Source organism: Paenibacillus sp. P32E, assembly GCF_001909085.1.
GTDB classification, from domain to species: Bacteria; Bacillota; Bacilli; order Paenibacillales; family Paenibacillaceae; genus Paenibacillus_AQ; species Paenibacillus_AQ helianthi.
The window spans coordinates 19,218-36,838 of record NZ_LVYY01000007.1 but is presented as its reverse complement, the minus strand read 5'-3'; the positions used below and the strand labels follow the sequence as shown (position 1 = coordinate 36,838).

15 protein-coding genes are annotated in these 17,621 nt (G+C 48.1%); all 15 read left to right on the top strand.

Annotation, left to right across the window (positions count from 1 at the left end):
* Positions 1 to 414: 414 nt before the first annotated feature.
* The 15 genes from A3848_RS08000 (at position 415) to A3848_RS07930 (ending at position 17,499) form a co-directional block, all read left to right on the top strand.
* The gene (locus A3848_RS08000) at positions 415 to 1,119 is read left to right on the top strand and encodes a 4'-phosphopantetheinyl transferase family protein (RefSeq protein ID WP_167374782.1); all 705 of its coding nucleotides are present in this window, start codon (positions 415 to 417) and stop codon (positions 1,117 to 1,119) included.
* Positions 1,091 to 1,795 carry a response regulator transcription factor gene (locus A3848_RS07995; protein WP_143192360.1) on the top strand — a complete coding sequence of 235 codons (705 nt, stop codon included), beginning with the start codon at positions 1,091 to 1,093 and terminating at the stop codon, positions 1,793 to 1,795. The genes A3848_RS08000 and A3848_RS07995 overlap by 29 nt, the downstream gene beginning before the upstream one ends.
* Entirely contained in the window at positions 1,792 to 2,823 is a 1,032-nt protein-coding gene (locus tag A3848_RS07990) for a sensor histidine kinase (protein ID WP_074084428.1), read from the top strand. Before A3848_RS07995 ends, A3848_RS07990 begins: the two co-directional genes overlap by 4 nt.
* A gap of 83 nt (positions 2,824 to 2,906) precedes the next feature.
* The gene (locus A3848_RS07985; protein WP_178381930.1) at positions 2,907 to 3,674 is read left to right on the top strand and encodes an ABC transporter ATP-binding protein; all 768 of its coding nucleotides are present in this window, start codon (positions 2,907 to 2,909) and stop codon (positions 3,672 to 3,674) included.
* A complete protein-coding gene (locus A3848_RS07980; RefSeq protein ID WP_074084426.1) occupies positions 3,664 to 5,622 on the top strand; it encodes an FtsX-like permease family protein in 1,959 nt (652 codons plus the stop codon). Before A3848_RS07985 ends, A3848_RS07980 begins: the two co-directional genes overlap by 11 nt.
* A 159-nt stretch (positions 5,623 to 5,781) precedes the next feature.
* Positions 5,782 to 6,213, top strand: a complete 432-nt coding sequence (locus A3848_RS07975) for a MarR family winged helix-turn-helix transcriptional regulator (protein WP_074084425.1) — start codon at positions 5,782 to 5,784, stop codon at positions 6,211 to 6,213.
* 74 nt (positions 6,214 to 6,287) lie between these two features.
* The gene (locus tag A3848_RS07970) at positions 6,288 to 7,112 is read left to right on the top strand and encodes a Cof-type HAD-IIB family hydrolase (protein WP_074084424.1); all 825 of its coding nucleotides are present in this window, start codon (positions 6,288 to 6,290) and stop codon (positions 7,110 to 7,112) included.
* Between the two features lie 144 nt (positions 7,113 to 7,256).
* A complete protein-coding gene (locus A3848_RS07965) occupies positions 7,257 to 8,876 on the top strand; it encodes an ABC transporter substrate-binding protein (protein ID WP_074084423.1) in 1,620 nt (539 codons plus the stop codon).
* The gene (locus A3848_RS07960) at positions 8,873 to 9,862 is read left to right on the top strand and encodes an ABC transporter permease (protein ID WP_371916085.1); all 990 of its coding nucleotides are present in this window, start codon (positions 8,873 to 8,875) and stop codon (positions 9,860 to 9,862) included. Before A3848_RS07965 ends, A3848_RS07960 begins: the two co-directional genes overlap by 4 nt.
* Complete coding sequence (locus tag A3848_RS07955) at positions 9,859 to 10,725, top strand: ABC transporter permease (RefSeq protein ID WP_074084421.1); 867 nt, start codon at positions 9,859 to 9,861, stop codon at positions 10,723 to 10,725. The genes A3848_RS07960 and A3848_RS07955 overlap by 4 nt, the downstream gene beginning before the upstream one ends.
* On the top strand, positions 10,725 to 11,480 hold the full coding sequence (locus A3848_RS07950; protein WP_074084420.1) for an ABC transporter ATP-binding protein: 756 nt from the start codon (positions 10,725 to 10,727) through the stop codon (positions 11,478 to 11,480). The genes A3848_RS07955 and A3848_RS07950 overlap by 1 nt, the downstream gene beginning before the upstream one ends.
* 5 nt (positions 11,481 to 11,485) lie before the next feature.
* Positions 11,486 to 12,253, top strand: coding sequence for an ABC transporter ATP-binding protein (locus A3848_RS07945; protein WP_256702221.1), 768 nt, complete (start codon positions 11,486 to 11,488; stop codon positions 12,251 to 12,253).
* Positions 12,250 to 13,308, top strand: coding sequence for an aminotransferase class V-fold PLP-dependent enzyme (locus A3848_RS07940; RefSeq protein WP_074084418.1), 1,059 nt, complete (start codon positions 12,250 to 12,252; stop codon positions 13,306 to 13,308). The genes A3848_RS07945 and A3848_RS07940 overlap by 4 nt, the downstream gene beginning before the upstream one ends.
* Positions 13,309 to 13,310: 2 nt before the next feature.
* On the top strand, positions 13,311 to 14,462 hold the full coding sequence (locus A3848_RS07935) for an amidohydrolase family protein (protein WP_074084417.1): 1,152 nt from the start codon (positions 13,311 to 13,313) through the stop codon (positions 14,460 to 14,462).
* Between the two features lie 232 nt (positions 14,463 to 14,694).
* Complete coding sequence (locus A3848_RS07930; RefSeq protein WP_074084416.1) at positions 14,695 to 17,499, top strand: glycoside hydrolase family 2 protein; 2,805 nt, start codon at positions 14,695 to 14,697, stop codon at positions 17,497 to 17,499.
* Positions 17,500 to 17,621 lie beyond the last annotated feature (122 nt).

The window sequence follows — 17,621 nt, the reverse complement described above, 5'->3', positions numbered from 1 at the left end:
CTAAGGGTCATTACTCTGAACATCAATAATATCGAGAGAGTAAGTGCGGCGACCGGGATCCAATCTGTAGTTGGCAAGGATATAACCTCCCTGTGATCATTGGTATATTCTATATTACACAATACCCGACATGTATAACGATGTTCAGTCTGCAATTAAATAATTGCAGGCTTTTTTGTGCCGGAATTCAACATTATACAGCATAAACATTCATTGACATTTCAGAAGAGGGTAGATGATAATTTAGTAGATTCAAACGGGATATTCTGGTAAAAAAATCGAAAAGTACTTGAGAACAAGAATAGGGGCACAGATATGCTGTATGCAACTTTTGAAAAGCAATACAAGCTTTTTCTCACCAGGATTGTAAGGAAAGCGGAGCTTAAACTAGAAGGTCCGGAAGGCATATATGGGTTGAATATTAGTGTGGTTTCCGTGCCTCCAGAGGATGGACCACTGGATTATCTGAGCAAGGTGGAAAAGGATCAATACAACAGCTTCCAATACCAGCGAAGACGTAATAGCTATCTCCTCAGTAAGCTGGCTTGTAAAATGGCAGTGGCTCGTGCCGATGATGATCTAAATGATATAGTCATTGATCATGGAGTCATGGGTCAGCCATTTATACGTGGAAGTGACCGGAAGATCACCATTACCCATTGCGATACCATGGGCGCGGCAATTGATTATGACCCCCGGCTTTTATTGGGTGTTGATATGGAGCTCATAGATGAGAAGGCCATGGATGCCATAGCGAGAATTACATCCAAGGAGGAGCAATTCCTGCTGCATGGACTTGGAATACAGGCTCCCGTTTTCCTGACTTTGCTCTGGACAGTAAAGGAAGCGATGTCCAAAGTGATTCAGACCGGTTTTACAGTCCCTACCGAGCTGTTTGAAGTTAAGGGATGCGTATGGAAAGAACAAAATGTCATCACCCAATTTAAAAACTTCCCTTCATATAAGGCCATAACTGTGCTTCGAAGTACATATGTCTTTACCATCGTGCTTCCTTCCAAAGCGATGACTGAGATGGGAGAGACCTGGCTGATGCAGCAGTTGGAGGCGCTAATGCCCGGAGGTGACGGAATTGTTCAAGATTATGATCGTCGAGGATGACAGCAAAATCAGAACCTTGATCACCGATATTCTGCGCAAGTACAGCTATGAAGTAGTGGAGGTTGCGGATTTTTTGCAAGTCGAGCAGATCTTTGAGCAGGAACTGCCGCATCTGGTGCTGCTTGACCTGAATTTACCGTACTATGACGGATTCTACTATTGCCGGGTATTCAGAAGAAAAACCACGGTGCCGATCATTGTGATCTCCGCCAGAGATGAAGAGTCTAGCCAGGTGCTGAGCATGGAGCTGGGTGCGGATGATTTTATCGTCAAGCCGCTGAACATTCAGGTGCTGCTGGCCAAGATTATGGCGATTTTGCGCCGGAATTACGGGGAATATGCAGCCAAGCCGGAACCGGAGAAAGAACCGCTGCCGATACATTTGGATGACCGCAATTTCAGCATTTCCTCCAATGGTATGGTTGAAGAGTTAAGCAAGAATGAGTACAAGCTGCTGAAGAAGCTGATGGATAAGCAGGATACGATCGTCAGCAGGGAAGAGCTGCTGGAGGAGCTGTGGGACGATGTGCATTTCGTTGTGGATAATACGCTCACTGTGAATGTCACCCGGGTGAAGAGCAAACTGGCCAATCTGGGCTTTCAGGATGTTATCAAGGTAAGAAGAGGCGTGGGCTATATCTTTGATTCGGCTATGGCAGGAGGGGCACGCCAGTGAGTATCAAGCTGTTTCGGGATTTTTTGCGAGATCATTTTTCGTTCACGCTTGTCTATTTTATCAGCCATCTTCTGGTGAGTGTATACTGCAATCATTATATTAGCGGCAATATCCAGCTTCTGTACCTGCTCAGCATCAGTGTGTATGTCTATATCTTATTCATGTGCTTCCGCTTCATCAAATATGTCTCCACCCGTCGGGAGATCCAGAGGCTATCAGAGAATGTTGAGATTGAAGAAAAAGGCTTTTCCTGTGAACAGCAGTCCATCATTTCGATGATTCACCGCATTCACCACACCTACCAGGACCAGATTTATGAGATCAAAGCCCAGGCTGACAGTACTCACAAATTCATATCGCAGTGGATACATAATCTAAAAACCCCGCTGTCGGTCATCGACCTCATCTTGCAGAATTACAATATGAACACTACCGGCCACGCCCTTGCCTTGCAGCATATCGGAGAAGAGAAGGACAAAATCCTGAGCATGCTGAACCAGATGCTGAAATTCTTCCGGCTGGAGCATTTCACCCGTGATTATAACCCGGAACCCATCCATCTGCTGGAATCGCTCAGAGCCCTGATCAACAGCAAGCGGAACCAATACATATATAACAATGTCTATCCGGTGATCGAATGCGAAGAGGAGAACGTAATCGTCATGACGGACAGCAAATGGAATCACGCGATGCTGGAGCAAATCGTCACCAATGCGATCAAATATTCGGATGCGGGAGAAGAGGCGAAATCCATCCACTTCCATATTAAGCAGAGTGGCGATCAGGTGGTGCTGTCCATCCGGGATGAAGGCGTTGGCATCGAAAAAGTGGATTTACAGCGGGTGTTCCAGCCCTTTTTTACCGGGAAAAACGGCCGTACCCACCATCAGGCGACAGGTATTGGCCTCTATGTCTGCTCGGAAATTGCCCGGAAGCTGGGTCATCACCTCACCATTTCCTCAGAAGTAAATCAGGGCACAGAGGTACAGATTGCTTACCTTTCAAAATTGAAAGACAGCGTAACTTAAATGGATGGATACTGCTCCCGGGGACTTCTACAATGAAGATATATCGTTCAATACACCCAGAAAACAAAAAGGGAGATGAACTGGTGAACATAGTACTGGAAGTCAAAGAGGTCAAGAAGATCTATGGTGTTCAGAATGGTGGTAACTCGACAGTAGCACTCGATTCCATCAGCTTTATTGTGGAAAAGGGAGATTTCATCGGCATTATGGGACCCTCAGGCAGCGGCAAAACCACCTTGCTGAATATCCTAAGCGGTATTAGCAAGCCGAGCTACGGTGAGGTTTTTATAGGCGGCAAGAATATCACCTCTCTGGACAAAAATGAAATGTCGCTCTTCCGCAGGCAGCATCTCGGCTTTGTATTCCAGGAATTTAATCTGATGGACAGTCTGACGCTGAAGGAAAATATCATGCTGCCCATGATTCTTGACAAGAAAGACAAAGAACAGATGGAAGCTAAAAGCGAGGAGATTATGAAGCTGTTCGGCATCAACGAAATTGCCGGCAAATATCCCTATAACATTTCCGGGGGGCAGCAGCAGAGAGTCGCGGTCAGCCGGGCGCTGGTCAATGATCCGGATATTATTTTTGCAGATGAGCCTACTGGTAACCTGGATTCCAAATCTTCGAGTGCCGTGATGAAATGCATCGCGAGGATGAATCAGGAGCGTGAGAGCACCATTCTGATGGTAACCCATGACGCCTTCGCTGCTAGCTTTTGCAAAAAAATCATATTCATCAAGGACGGGGCGATCTGCATGGAGATTGTCAGCAGTGGGGTCCGCAAGGCGTTCTTCGATCAGATCCTGGATTGTCTGGCGATCATCGGAGGAGAGCGCAATGACCTTTAGAGACGTCACGATTAAAAACTTCAAACGTAATGTACGGAATTTTTCCTCCTATTTCATGTGCAGTGCCTTTGCAATCACGATTTTTTTCCTCTATGCTTCCTTGCTGTTCAATAATAGTGTTCGAGAGGGCACGGCGGAGGATGTGATCCGGATTGTACTGATCTTGAGTCTGGTAGCTCTGACGCTGTTTTCCGTATTTTTCATCAATTATGCACATTCCTCATTTATCAAATCGAGAAGCAAAGAATTCGCCATCTTTATGTCACTGGGCATGCACAAAAATGATTTGCAGAAACTTATTCTGCTGGAGAATCTGATCATCAGTGCTTCCTCACTCGTCGCCGGGATCATCACAGGAGCGGTCTTTTCCCGGCTGTTTCAGAATATAGCGATTGATTTGCTGGATCTGAAGGAGGTTTCGTATTCCCTTAGTGCGGCGAGTTTTGTAGTGACTGCGGTTGTTTTTACAGTGATTTTTGCCGCCTCACAGCTGATATCAAGCGTAAAAGTCGGCAAGCTGGATATCGCGGATCTGATGAAGGATTCCCGTACCCAGGATAATCATGCGAAGAAGAATGACACTATACTAGGGCTGGCAGGCGTGGGGCTGGTTGTGGCCTCGATCCTCTTCCTGGTGCTGATCTCCAATCATGAGAGCCTGAATACGAATCCGTTCATGATCATTTCATATATTTTGATGAGCTTCACCGGGATCTACATGGTCATTGCCCATCTGGGGAACACGCTGATCCGCTTCCTGAAGAATAAGAAATTCTATTACCGTCACCTTCTCTCCATCACCGAAATTAATCACAAATTCAATCAGAACAAGCGTGTGATGTTTATCCTGAGTATTCTCAGCGGGGTGACCATTTTTCTCGCAGCTTCACCTTTCTCATTGCTGCAGCTGTCGGAAAGTATTGCGGAGCGGAATAAATATGATATCAAGTATATTTCGGTAACAGGTGTACACACGCTGGAGAGCGGACAGCTGGAGCAGCTGATGAAGCAGTCCACCGAGCCGCTCAAGTCGATCACAGAAACCAGCTTTCTGAATCTGAGAATGAACCTGGAAGGCGACAAATACGATGTTCTGAAGTCAAAGCCAATTATTTCACAGGATAAGTATAACTCACTAACAGGCGAGAAGGTAACCGTGGGGGTAGGAGAAGCCTTGAATATCATCACGGCATGGGAGCCGGGTTCTCATGGAATTGACCCGGGAGCAGCGATTGAATTCACCGATGGTACCCAAACCTTCGATTTTAAGGTGAAGTCTTCCTACCATGGCGATTGGTTTGCAACAGCAAGCTCTTATCCCACAAGCTCAGGCATCGTAATCAGTAATGAGGATTACAAGGACATGGCGGCTAAGGTAGACGGCGGTGCAATAGGTACCCATTATGGGATCAACTTTACAGACTGGAAGGGTACAGAAGGGATCGTCCAGAGGCTGAAGGATACTTTGCAGGCAACAGACAAGGATGGAAGCGGCCAATGGTTTGCGGTCTCCTCCAAAATAGATGCCTATAAAGAGCTGAAAAAGAACTATTCGCTGTTTGTGTTCATAACCTCGCTTGTCGGCGTTTTGTTTTTTGTGGCAGGTGGAATGGTGCTGTATTTCAAGCAATACACCGAAATAGGGAATGCCATTGTCTTTTTCCGCAAGCTGTACAAAATAGGGATCAGTGACAGGGAGATACGGACGGTGGTATCCGCAGAGCTGCTCATAACCTTTTTTGTACCCCTGCTTCTGGGCAGCCTCTTCGGTTACTCCTTCATCTATCTAGTCACACATGTCATGAGCGGCTCCGATATCCTTGGTGAATTCATGAAGAACACTACGATTGTGATCGCTATCTATTTCCTATTTCAGCTCAGCTTCTACATCATTACCAAACGCAAGTACGTCCAAGAGGTTGTGCGAAAGCTGACCAGTGCGTCATAGAACGAATGATACGCGGGTTGGGCAAGTCACCTGGCAATTGCAGGTCAGTGATCAGAAATGATCATTGGCCTGTTTTGTTTGACTGTTAGAAAGATGAAGTATATGCTATTCATATAATTAGATATCTAACTATCCATCCATAGCTAAAGGAGTTTTCCCATGACTGAACAACCTTCGAACACGCCATTTTCAGATTTGATCCGGGAAATTGGATTGAAAAAGAAAAGACAGGCAAATGAAAGATTAGCGGAGCTGGGCATGAATGCACAGCAGGGGCAGATGATCGGCTATATTGCGGAAAATCAGGAGAACGGTCTGATCCAAAAGGATCTGGCGGAGCATTTCAACCGTAAGGAGGCCAGCATCACCAGCATGCTTCAAGGCCTGGAGAGAAAAGGATATATCCAACGCGTGATCCCCAAAGAAAATGAGCGGCAGAAAAAAATATATCTATTGGAGAAAGCGGCGGTTCTAGTCGAGGAGTTCAATGAGATTTTTGCGGAAGTGGAAAAAAGCATCACGGAAAATCTTACTGCGGAAGAGGCGGAAACACTGATGAGATTATTGAGTAAGGTGAATTCGAGTCTGTAGGTTGCTTGACATGAAATGCATTTCACAATTTACAGTAAAGGAGACAACATAAACTTACATGAGGAGAACTTACAATGAACATCAAGTTAATTGCAGTAGATATGGACGGCACCTTTTTAGATGATAAAAAAAACTATAATCAAAAATGGTTCAAACAGCTCTACGCTGTAATGAAGGCTAAAGGCGTTCATTTCGTGGTAGCCAGCGGGAACCAGTATTATAAGCTAAAATCTATTTTTGAAGATATCCAGGATGAGCTCGCTTATGTTGCAGAGAATGGCGCCTATGTCATCGATGGGACAGAAGTGTTGTTTACGGGCAAAATTCCACCGGATCAGGTAAGGCTGATCGTGAAGAAGCTGAGTCAATATGAGGAAATTTCGGCAGTCATGTGCGGAGTGGAAGGGGCTTATGTGCTCGAGGATGCCAGCAATGATTTCTATGAGCTCATGTGCCGCTATTATCCGAGATTGCAGAAGGTAAGCTCATTTGAGCAGGTAAATGACCAGATTTTCAAATTTTCCTTACTCACTCCTGATTGGACAGCCGGTGGTGTTGCGAAATATCTGCCGCTGCTCATGGAAGAGCTGAGGGGAATGGTAGATCCTGTGACCAGTGGCCATCAGTGTATTGACCTGATCATTCCCGGTTGCCACAAGGCCTCAGGGCTTGAACGTCTGATGGAGCGCTATGGTGTGCGGCCTGAGGAATGTGCGGCATTTGGAGACAGCAGTAATGATATTGAAATGCTGAAGTTATGCAAATACAGTTATGCTATGGACAACGCTTCGCCGGAAGTCAAAGCTGTAGTCAATTATCACACGGTGAGCAATAATGAACAGGGTGTGCTGCATGAAATTTCATTGCTCCTGGGGGAGCCGTCCTTGCTGGAAATATAGATAAAAACGAATTCATTTCCTGCAATGGATATATTAGATCTATTATCAGCCGGGATCTGATTTTTTGTTTGACAGACGAGGATGATTCATCCATAATTCAATCCATACTAAACACATAAGATTTATCAGAAGGGGTGGTCACTCGTGTCAAAGTTAAAAGCATCTTTTAAAAAGTCGGTTGGAATAGGGACGTTGGCAGTTCTGTTTCTGGTATTACTAGCAGGATGCTCCGGCTCCAATAATAAAGCTGATTCAACCAATGCGGCTCAGGAGAGTGCCAGTCCGGCTCCAACTCAGAGTGCAGGCGCGGCTGAACCCGCTGTGGGTGGCACTTTTGTCTATGGTCGGCCTGCTGCGGTGACTTCATTCGATCTGCATAATGAAATTACATCGAACAATGCGTTTGCGATTGATAAAGTGTTTGAATCCCTCGTTTCATTTGACAGCAAAGGTGAAATAGTGGACTTTCTTGCCAAGTCACACAGCATCAGTAAAGACGGCTTGACCTATACTTTTGTTCTCCGTGACGGCTTGAAGTTCTCGAACGGTACGGATGTAACTGCTGAAGATGCGGTTTTTTCGCTGCAGCGGCATTTGAAGGTTAAAGGCCCGCTGGCCATTTCGGCAAAGGTGGCTACGATCAAAGCACAGGATAAACAAACGCTGGTTATTACGCTCAAAGAGCCATATACACCGTTCATCTCCGAGCTGTCCAACTTCTCGAACGGGATTATCCCGAACCATTTCGGCGGAGTTACCGAAGAAGAGTTCTTCAAGAAACCAATCGGTACAGGACCGTTCGTAGTTGAGACCTGGGACCCTGCTGGTGATTTGACCTTCACCAAGAATCCGAACTATTGGCAGGAAGGCAAGCCCAATATTGATAAGCTTGTATATAAGCTGATTGAAGATGACAGCCAGGCGATTAACCAGCTGAAGGCAGGAGAAGTGGATGCAATTGAATCCTTGGCCCTGCAGAATGCCAATGAGATCAAGGACGGCTCTGACACAGCAGTAGTTACCAACGGGAGCTGGGTGACCGAGCAGCTGTTCTTCAATACACTCGACGAACACTTCAAGGATGTGCATGTTCGACGTGCCCTGGCGCTCGCACTGGACCGTGACGGCTTGACTAAGGCACTTACGTTTGGCTATGCACAGACTGCAAATTCCCTGCTGCCTCCAACGATACCTTATAATGCAAATGATACGATTAAAGCGCTGAACTTCAATGTGGATGAAGCCAAAGCGGAGCTTGCCAAGTCTGCCTTCCCTGGCGGGTTCAGTACAAAATTGCTTGTTGCTTCAGGCAACAGTTCAAGAGCCCAGGAGGCGCAAATTATTCAGGCTGCAGGGCAAGCGATTGGCATCAAAATAGAGATTGAATCGATTGAACTTGCCGCCTTCCGTGAACGGTTTTTCGCTTATGATTTCTCAGCTATGCTGAACAGCGGACAAGCGGACTCTCCGGAAGCGAACTCCATTCTTGCTTTCCAGACGGACCCGCAAGGCTTCAGTAAATCGTATTGGACCCATTACACGAATGATGAAGTCACCAAGCTTCTGTATGATGGACAGAAAACAGCAGATGGGGATGGCCGTGCAGACATTTACTCCAAGCTGCTGCAGACACTGGCCGATGAAGTACCTTATATTCCGTTGTATTATCCTGATATTCTGATCGGTGCCCGTTCTTCCGTCCAGGGACTGGTTGTTTTGCCTAACGGCAGTGTACGATTTGACACGGTTAGCATCAGTAAATGATGAAATCTAATTCTTCATTTACTGGACGGACGGGAGGCAATGCATCTCACAAGTGGCTATTAATAGCACTTGTGAGAGCACTGGCCGTGATCCTATGCGTAATGACGGCAGTCTTTTTCATAATCCGCATCGTGCCTGGAGACCCCGCGAAAATGATTCTGGGAGAATACGGTACACCTGAGGCGCTCAAGAGTATGCATCATACGCTCGGGCTTGACCTCTCTTTATGGGACCAGTTCCTACGTTTTGTGAAGACATTGTTTACCCAAGGAGATACAGGAAATTCAATTGTTACAGGGACCTCAGCCAGAGAGCTGATCACGCAGCGGGCTCCCATTACTTTGCTGCTCATTCTGATGGCTTGTGTGCTGGCAATCATCATAGCACTTCTGCTCGCTACACTCGCAGCCACTCATAAGGATAAGCTGCTGGATCATCTGATCCGTATTTTCCCTGCAATCACTCTGGGTATGCCAATCTTCTGGGTTGGCATTCTTTTGATTCTGCTGTTTAGCGTCCGGCTTGGCTGGTTTCCTGTCGGCGGAGTGGGAGAAGGGTGGACCGGAGCCCTGCACAGCCTTGCGCTCCCGGCGATAACTGTTGCTTTTTCACAGATTCCTACGCTTGTCCGGTCGTTAAGGGCGCAGATGCTTGAAGTCCTGGAATCCGATTTTGTAGTTACCTTGAGAGCTGCCGGAATACCGGGCAGGGTGATTCTGTTCAAACATGTGCTGCGCAACTCTGCTCTTCCTACACTGATGCTGCTTGGGGTGAATATCTCCTATCTGATCGGCGGGACACTGGTTGTTGAACAGGTGTTTGGAATCAAGGGAATGGGCAGTCTGCTGTTTACTTCAATCTCGAAACGGGATTTTCCGGTTATTCAAGGCATAGCTCTATATTGTGCCCTATCTGTTGTGATCATCAGTCTACTGATTGAAACCATTTCCTGGTGGCTAGATCCCAGAACGAAAGGAAAACAATGAACGATATACGGGTAGACCCACCATTGCAAGAGGGCGGCAGAACAGCAGGCAGCCTCAGACGAATATGGAATACGCCTTCACTTCTTGTGGGCAGCATGATGTTTGCCGTGCTCATTATCCTGGCCGTGTTTATTCCTTACTTAAGTCCTTATGAGCCTTCGGGGCAGAATCTGAGCGCATTTTTACAACCTCCGTCCGCAGCACATTGGCTCGGAACCGATCAGCTGGGACGTGATTTGTTCACGAGATTGATCTACGCTGCGCGAACCGATCTGAAAATTATGGTGCTGGCAGAAATCATTCCCTTCTGTACAGGTGTGTTTCTGGGCATGCTGGCAGGTTATTACGGAAAATGGATTGATACCGTCATTACGCTGCTCACGGATACGTTAATCGCCTTTCCTTTCTATCTGATTGTTATTATTGTGGCCTTTGCCAGTGGAGCAGGAGAACGGGGGATTTACATCACCTTTATTCTGGTCGGATGGATCGTATTTGCCCGTGTCGTCAGAGGTCTGAGCGCGTCTTTCCGCGAGCAGGAATGGGTAGCATCCGCACAGACACTAGGGTTGCCCGGGGTAAGAATTATTCTGCGCCATCTGCTGCCTAATGTACTGCCCCAAGCGGTTGTCGTCCTGATGACGGATATGATTGGTTTGCTTGTAGCCATTGTTACACTCGGTTATCTGGGCATCGGCATTGCACCGCCAACGCCCGACTGGGGGACCATGATCGCTGATGGACAACCCTTCATTACGACAGCTTGGTGGCTCTCGGCAGTTCCGGGATTTGCTGTAGTGTATACAGGCATCGCTTTGTCGCTTGTTGGTGATGGATTGGCCGATATTTGGAGGAAAAAATAATGTCAATACATCCGATTTTGCAAATTGAGGGACTGTCGCTGGCGGCGAAATCCAAAGAAACATTAGTGAATAACGTCAGTTTCTCACTCGGTAAAGGAGAAAGTCTGGGCTTGGTAGGTGAGTCGGGTTCCGGCAAATCGCTTACGCTGCGGGCCATTCTGGGACTGCTGCCGCGCGGTGTTACTCAGACCGGAGGTATGATTAAGAGCGGGGTTAGCAGCGCAATGGTTTTCCAAGACCCGAGAGGCGCACTCGATCCGCTCTGTCCGGTAGTTAATCAGCTGGCAGAAGTCGTATATTACAGGCAGCAGGTCAACCGGAAGGCTTCACGCATCATTGCACTGGAACTGCTCGAGAGACTCGGTCTGCCCGATTCTCTGAAGAAATCGGACCGGTATCCGAGCCAGCTGTCTGGCGGTCAGTGCCAACGGGTGGTGATTGCCATGGCCCTGGCTTGCAAACCAGGCATTCTTCTCTGTGATGAGCCGACCACGGCGCTGGATGTTACGGTTCAACGGCAAATTATTGATACCATTACCGACCTTCAGCATGAATTGGGGTTTGCTATGGTCTTTGTTACCCATAATCTGGCGATTGCAGCGAACCTGTGCTCCAGACTGTACGTGATGAAAGCAGGCCGGATTGTAGAGCACGGAGATACACTTGATCTTTTACAGAACCCGACAGACCCCTATACACAAATGCTGATTGATTCAGTGCTTCCAGTGCCGGAGCTTGAAGGGAGTGGAGCTTGATGGTTATGGCCCTGCAAGTACACAACCTCACCGTTCGTTACGGCGGATTCACTGCCCTGGACAAACTCAGTCTCAACCTGGAACAGCATACCACGCTTGGGCTTGTCGGAGAATCCGGTTCAGGCAAATCTACCCTGGCAAGGGTGATTGCCGGACTAATTGCACCCGATGAAGGGAAGATATTGCTGGGATCTCAAGAATTACGGAAGAAGAGGAGCCTATATCAGCATAAACAGATCCAAATGATCTTCCAGAATCCGGATGCCTCGCTAAATCCCAAGCATTCTATCCGGCAGATTCTTTCCGAAGCGCTGCTGTTTCACAACATCGTGAGCCGGTCACAGGTTGAGAAACGATGCCAAGAGCTTTTGGCCCTTGTTCAGTTGGAAGCCAGATCACTGGATAAATACCCTCATGAATTCTCCGGCGGCCAGCGCCAGCGGATCGCAATCGCGCGTGCGTTAAGTGTGGAACCAAGCCTACTGATTGCGGACGAGCCGACGAGCGCACTCGATGTGTCTGTTCAGCGGAGTGTGCTCGAACTGTTCAATACGCTCAAAGCTGAGCTTCATCTTTCGCTACTGTTCATCTCCCATGATCTGGGGGTTATTCATGCCATTAGCGATACGGTTGCAGTCATGCGGCAAGGTAAGCTGGTGGAGACAAGTCCCAAGGACCAATTCTTCATCCGCCCGGAACATGAATATAGTCGCGAGCTTTTGTCAGCCGTTCCAAAAATGCCAAAAACAAGTACCACCAGGAGGTTATTATGAACCCGGAACATCAAGGATTTGTGCCGCTTTCGCTGGCAGAGTTCAATACACTTACTGAATTGCTTTCCAAACTTTTATTGACCCAGCATCCTCCGGTTATTATCCCGGGTGAGGCTATCTTGGGGATTGAGGCGGTCGCTGCTGGAATAGCCGCACCGGGTCGTACCTTTGTAAATGTGGTTACAGGCCCTTACGGCAGATTATTTGGACAATGGCTGGAGCGGGGAGGAGCAACAGTTGCTGAGGTTATAGTCCCCTTTGATGAAGTCGCTACAGCGGACCTCGTTGCAGCGGCGATTGAACAATACCAACCAGATGCCCTATCCTTTGTTCACGCTGAAGTGGTTACAGGCGGTTCTAATCCCGTCAGGGAAATTGTTAAGCTTGCACAGGAGTTCAACCTGATTACAGTATCAGATTCTGTATCGGCGGTCGGAGGGGAGGTTCTCCCCGTAGATGAATGGGGCGTAGACTTTGCGGTAATCGGTGCCCAAAAAGCCTTGGCTGGCCCTAATGGCGTTAGTGCTGTCAGTATTTCTCCACGCGGCTGGGAATTTCTTGAGTCGAATGCAATCGCCCCCCGCAATTCCATCCTGTCGTTGCTGGATTTGAAACCATCCCCGGATGGGGCTGCTCCGTTACGGGTTCCACCCAACATACCTGTTTTGGAAGCCAGAGCATTGATCCTGGCGTTGACACGAATCGAAGAAGAAGGTCTGGAGCAGGTGATTAAGCGACATGAACGTGCCGCATCCTCTGCTATCGCAGGAATCACTGCCTTGGGTCTTGAACCGTGGCAGAAGGACAACAGACACTATTCTACTCTGACTACAACCGTCAAAATCTCGGGGAAGCAGGAATTGCTGATCCATCAGCCTGTGGGTATCGTGGCTCCCGGTGACGGTGGACTATTCGGCCAGCTTCTGCGGGTTAACCATTTCGGAAAGAATGCTTCACGGATAAGCGTAGAAGAAGCAATAACGGTTCTTGCCCAATTGTTGAAGATGGACCCTGAACAGGCATTACTGGCTGTCCGGCGGGTATGGGGAGAATGAGTATGATCCAAAAACAACCTAAGCTACTGACACTAGAAAATATGAATATAGCAGGTATTGAAGATAAACGATTCGATATTGTGATTAAAGAGGGACGGTTCTATTCGATAGTTGAGGCTGGTCCCTATCCTAATGAATCAAATCAGCCGGGCCAGGATTTATGGATAAGTCCTGGTGTGATAGACCTTCATACGCATCTTGCCTGGACAGATTTTGACCACGCCGATCAATTGAAACGCGATCAACCTGAGATCGAAGCGATGCAGGCTGAAGCCTTCGCGGCTACGCTTCGGACGGGTGTCACGACTACACGTGATGCAGGCGGGATTCTGCCAAGCACGGTGCGTCATCTGGTCCGGCATTATCAGCAGCCCCTCCGGGTGCAGACCAGCAGCGATATGATCGGGTCAGCGGATGCACGCGGTCTTAAGCATTTGGAAGCTCGAATGGCTGATATCTTTGCTACAGGAGCAGGCTGGATTAAAATCATGGCGACAGGCGGACTTGGCACACCTACCGAGAAAGTAGTTGATCCTATTTTCTCGGAAGAGGAGTTCGCCTTCATTGTCCGCAATGCGCATGCCCATGATAAAAGGGTGCTGGTACATACGTGGGGCGGAGTGACGATTGACTGGTCCATTCAAGCGGGTGTGGAATCTATTGAGCATGGAATGTTCCTGAGTGAGGAGCAGGCTGGCAGACTCGCTGAGTCTGGAGTAGCTTATGTGCCCACAACCTCAATTTACCGCATTGCCGCTGATCTGAAGGGTGTACTGGCCTTGAACCCGCTGATTTGCGATCGGGCAGCGCGTGCTGCTGAAGCCCATTCGAAAGCTATTGGTTATGCCCAAAAAGCAGGAGTCCGTTTAGGATTCGGTACGGATTACGCTACCCCTGCATTGCATGGTTACAACCTGCAAGAGCTAGATACGTTAATGGATTACGGGCTGAGCCGGACAGAAGTATGGAAGTCTGCTACAGAGAGTGCTGCCGGGATTCTGGGCAGTGGCAATGAATTAGGGCGAATTGCCGAAGGGTATATTGCAGATGCAATTATATACAATGCTAACCCATATCAGGCGCAAAACGCGGACCAGCTCCGAAAAAGTATTGTTTCCGTTATCACTGGAGCACAGGAATTAGATTTGGTCTGACCCGTCAAATGTTATATTGGCAACAAACGATAACCAGCAGAGATCCGGACTCTGTTGGTTTTTTTGTTTTATAGCAAGCTAACGATCCCTTTAGTCAAGTATTTCTATGCTGTTAATCTGTTTGAATTGTTATTTTTGTTTGTGCTACTGTTAATAACAGTGTTGTAATCTTGCAGGAAACTGGCACGCTAAGAGAGAAAGAGAGACTAGAGATTATATTAGGAGTGATATGATGCAGACGAAGATCAGCCTGGAAGGCGAATGGAAGTTGCAATTGGATAAGACAAAACAAGGACTGGCAATGCCTTTTGCTGATGTCATCTCTCTTCCGGGCACAACGTCACACGCCCTTAAGGGACCGAAGAACGGGGATATACTTGTAGACGCTCTCACAGATGAGTACCTGTTTGAAGGGCAGGCCTGGTATTCAAAAGACTTCGAAATTCCGGTAGCGCTTACCGGTAAAACATGTATGCTTCATCTGGAACGGACAAGACTTACCACGGTCTGGCTGGATGGTCTGGAGATCGGCAACCGTGACAGCTTGAATACCCCTCATGTGTACGACCTCGGACAGCTCCGCTCAGGTAATCACACTCTCACTATCCGGGTTGACAATACGGATTATCCGACAAAGGGCGGACATTTAACATCGAAGGATACCCAGACCAACTGGAATGGGATTACCGGACGTATTGAACTGCAATTTTACAGCGAATGCTATTTGAGCGGCATTCGTCTTGATCCGGATGTATCCGCGCGATCCGTACGAATTACAGCCACCCTTGAAGGCGCGGATACGGGCGTAATCAAAGTATCAGCCGTTACTTTCAATAGTAAGACTGCTCAAACTAGAGCCGTACAGGAGTACAACATCTCACGCGGGGAGTTTTCAATCAGCTACGGCCTGGGGCCGGATGCATTACTTTGGAGTGACTCCGAACCCAATCTCTATAAGATAAGCATTGACCTGAGCGGCACAGGAGAAGAGGCTTCTGATCAACATGAGCTGATTTTTGGACTCCGGGAATTCAAGACCGGCGGCGACAAATTTACGATTAACGGACAAAAAACCTTTCTCCGTGGCAAGCATGACGGTCTGATTTTCCCATTAACCGGATACGCCCCGACTGATCTGGAGGAATGGCTCAGAATACTTGGCATCTCGAAGTCCTACGGTATTAATCATTACCGTTTTCATACCTGTTGCCCGCCGGAGGCAGCCTTTGCCGCAGCAGACATGCTCGGTATCTACATGGAGCCGGAGCTGCCGTTCTGGGGAACGATCACAGAAGAAACGGATGAAGGCCATAAACAAGCCGAGCAAGACTATCTGATCAGCGAAGGATATGCCATTCTACGGACATTTGGCAACCATCCTTCCTTCGTAATGATGTCACTCGGCAACGAACTGTGGGGCAGCAGAACCAAGATTGATTCCTTTTTGAAAGACTATAAGGCATTCGACGATAGACATCTGTATACGCAGGGCTCCAACAACCATCAGTTTGTTCCGGAAGTCCTGGAGCATGAAGATTTCTTCTGTGGTGTGCGGTTTTCCAAAGACCGGCTGTTCAGAGGCTCTTATGCGATGTGTGATGCTCCCCTGGGACATGTTCAGACGGATGTTCCTGGCACCATGAAGGATTATGATGAGCAATTCGTACCGCCCACTGTGGGGAACGGGGAAGACACAGCAGCGGCAACGGGGGATACCATTCAAATCCAGTACGGCACTGAAGCCAAGACCGTGCAGATCGGGGACGCATCCGGTGAATGGATTCCGCGAATTCCGGTAGTCTCCCACGAGATTGGTCAATATGCGACTTATCCGAATTATGCAGAAATCAGTAAATATACAGGCTCTCTCAAAGCCAAAAATTTTGAAGTCTTCCGCAGCCGGCTGGAGGACAAGGGACTGGGCCATCTCGCGGCGAAATATTTTGAATGCTCTGGACAGCTGGCAGTAGCCTGCTACAAAGAAGAGCTTGAGGCTGCGTTCCGTACCCGAAGACTTGCGGGATTCCAGCTTCTGGATTTACAGGATTTCAGTGGTCAGGGAACGGCGCTGGTAGGGGTACTCGATGCCTTCATGGATTCCAAGGGACTTGTTTCCGCTGAGGAATGGCGTACTTTCTGCAGTGATGCAGTCCTGTTGGCAAGATTTCCGAAGTATAACTATGTCTCCGGGGAACATTTCGAAGCTCATGTTGAGCTGTCCTGGTACCGGAACGGGGCACCGGATATCCTTGTACTGAAATGGGAGTTGAATACAGAAGAGGGAACACTGGCGGCAGGCAGTTCAGAAGCAGGGGTACCGGCTGGTTCAAATTACATTGATATCTGTGATTTATCCATCACTCTTCCTGAGGTCGTGCAGATGACCCAAGCCGTTTTTTCCTTGTGGATACCGGGTACTGATATCCGCAAGAGCTATGATGTGTGGATATATCCGGAAAACAGCAGCGGAGTGCTGGACGGTGTACATATTTTCCAGGAGCTATCACCGGAAGCACTAGCCCTGCTGGACCAAGGCCAGAATGTGCTGCTCATGCCAAAGCCGGAGTTGCTACAAAATGCTGTTGAAGGTTTTTATTGTACGGATTTCTGGTGTTATCCCATGTTCCGTTCAATCTCCGAGAGTATGAACAAGCCGGTACCCGTGGGTACAATGGGTCTGCTGATTGACAACAGGCATCCTGTGTTCCGTGATTTCCCGTGTGAAGAATATTCCACTTACCCTTGGTGGAACATCATTCAGAACTCGAAGTCCATCATCCTGGATGGATTCGACCGTTCGTGGAGTCCTATTGTGCAGACCATCGACAACTTTGAGCGTAATCATAAGCTAGGCTTCTTGCTGGAGTGCAGCGTCGGGGCAGGTAATCTCCTGATCTGTGCACTTGACGCGGACAAAGTAAGCGGCACACCTGAGGGCAGACAGTTCTTATCCAGCTTGACGCATTACATGAAATCCGCAGATTTCAAGCCGCAGTACCGTGCGGAGGGTTCTCAGCTTCAGCAACTGATTCAGTAAGAAAGCAACCGGGGTGTTCCCATATGCCATGTAATTGGCAGCGCGGGATACCCCGGTTTTTTGAGCAGGATCAATACTTGGTATAATGAACGGGCAGATTAGCAATACGTAAGAAACAACCC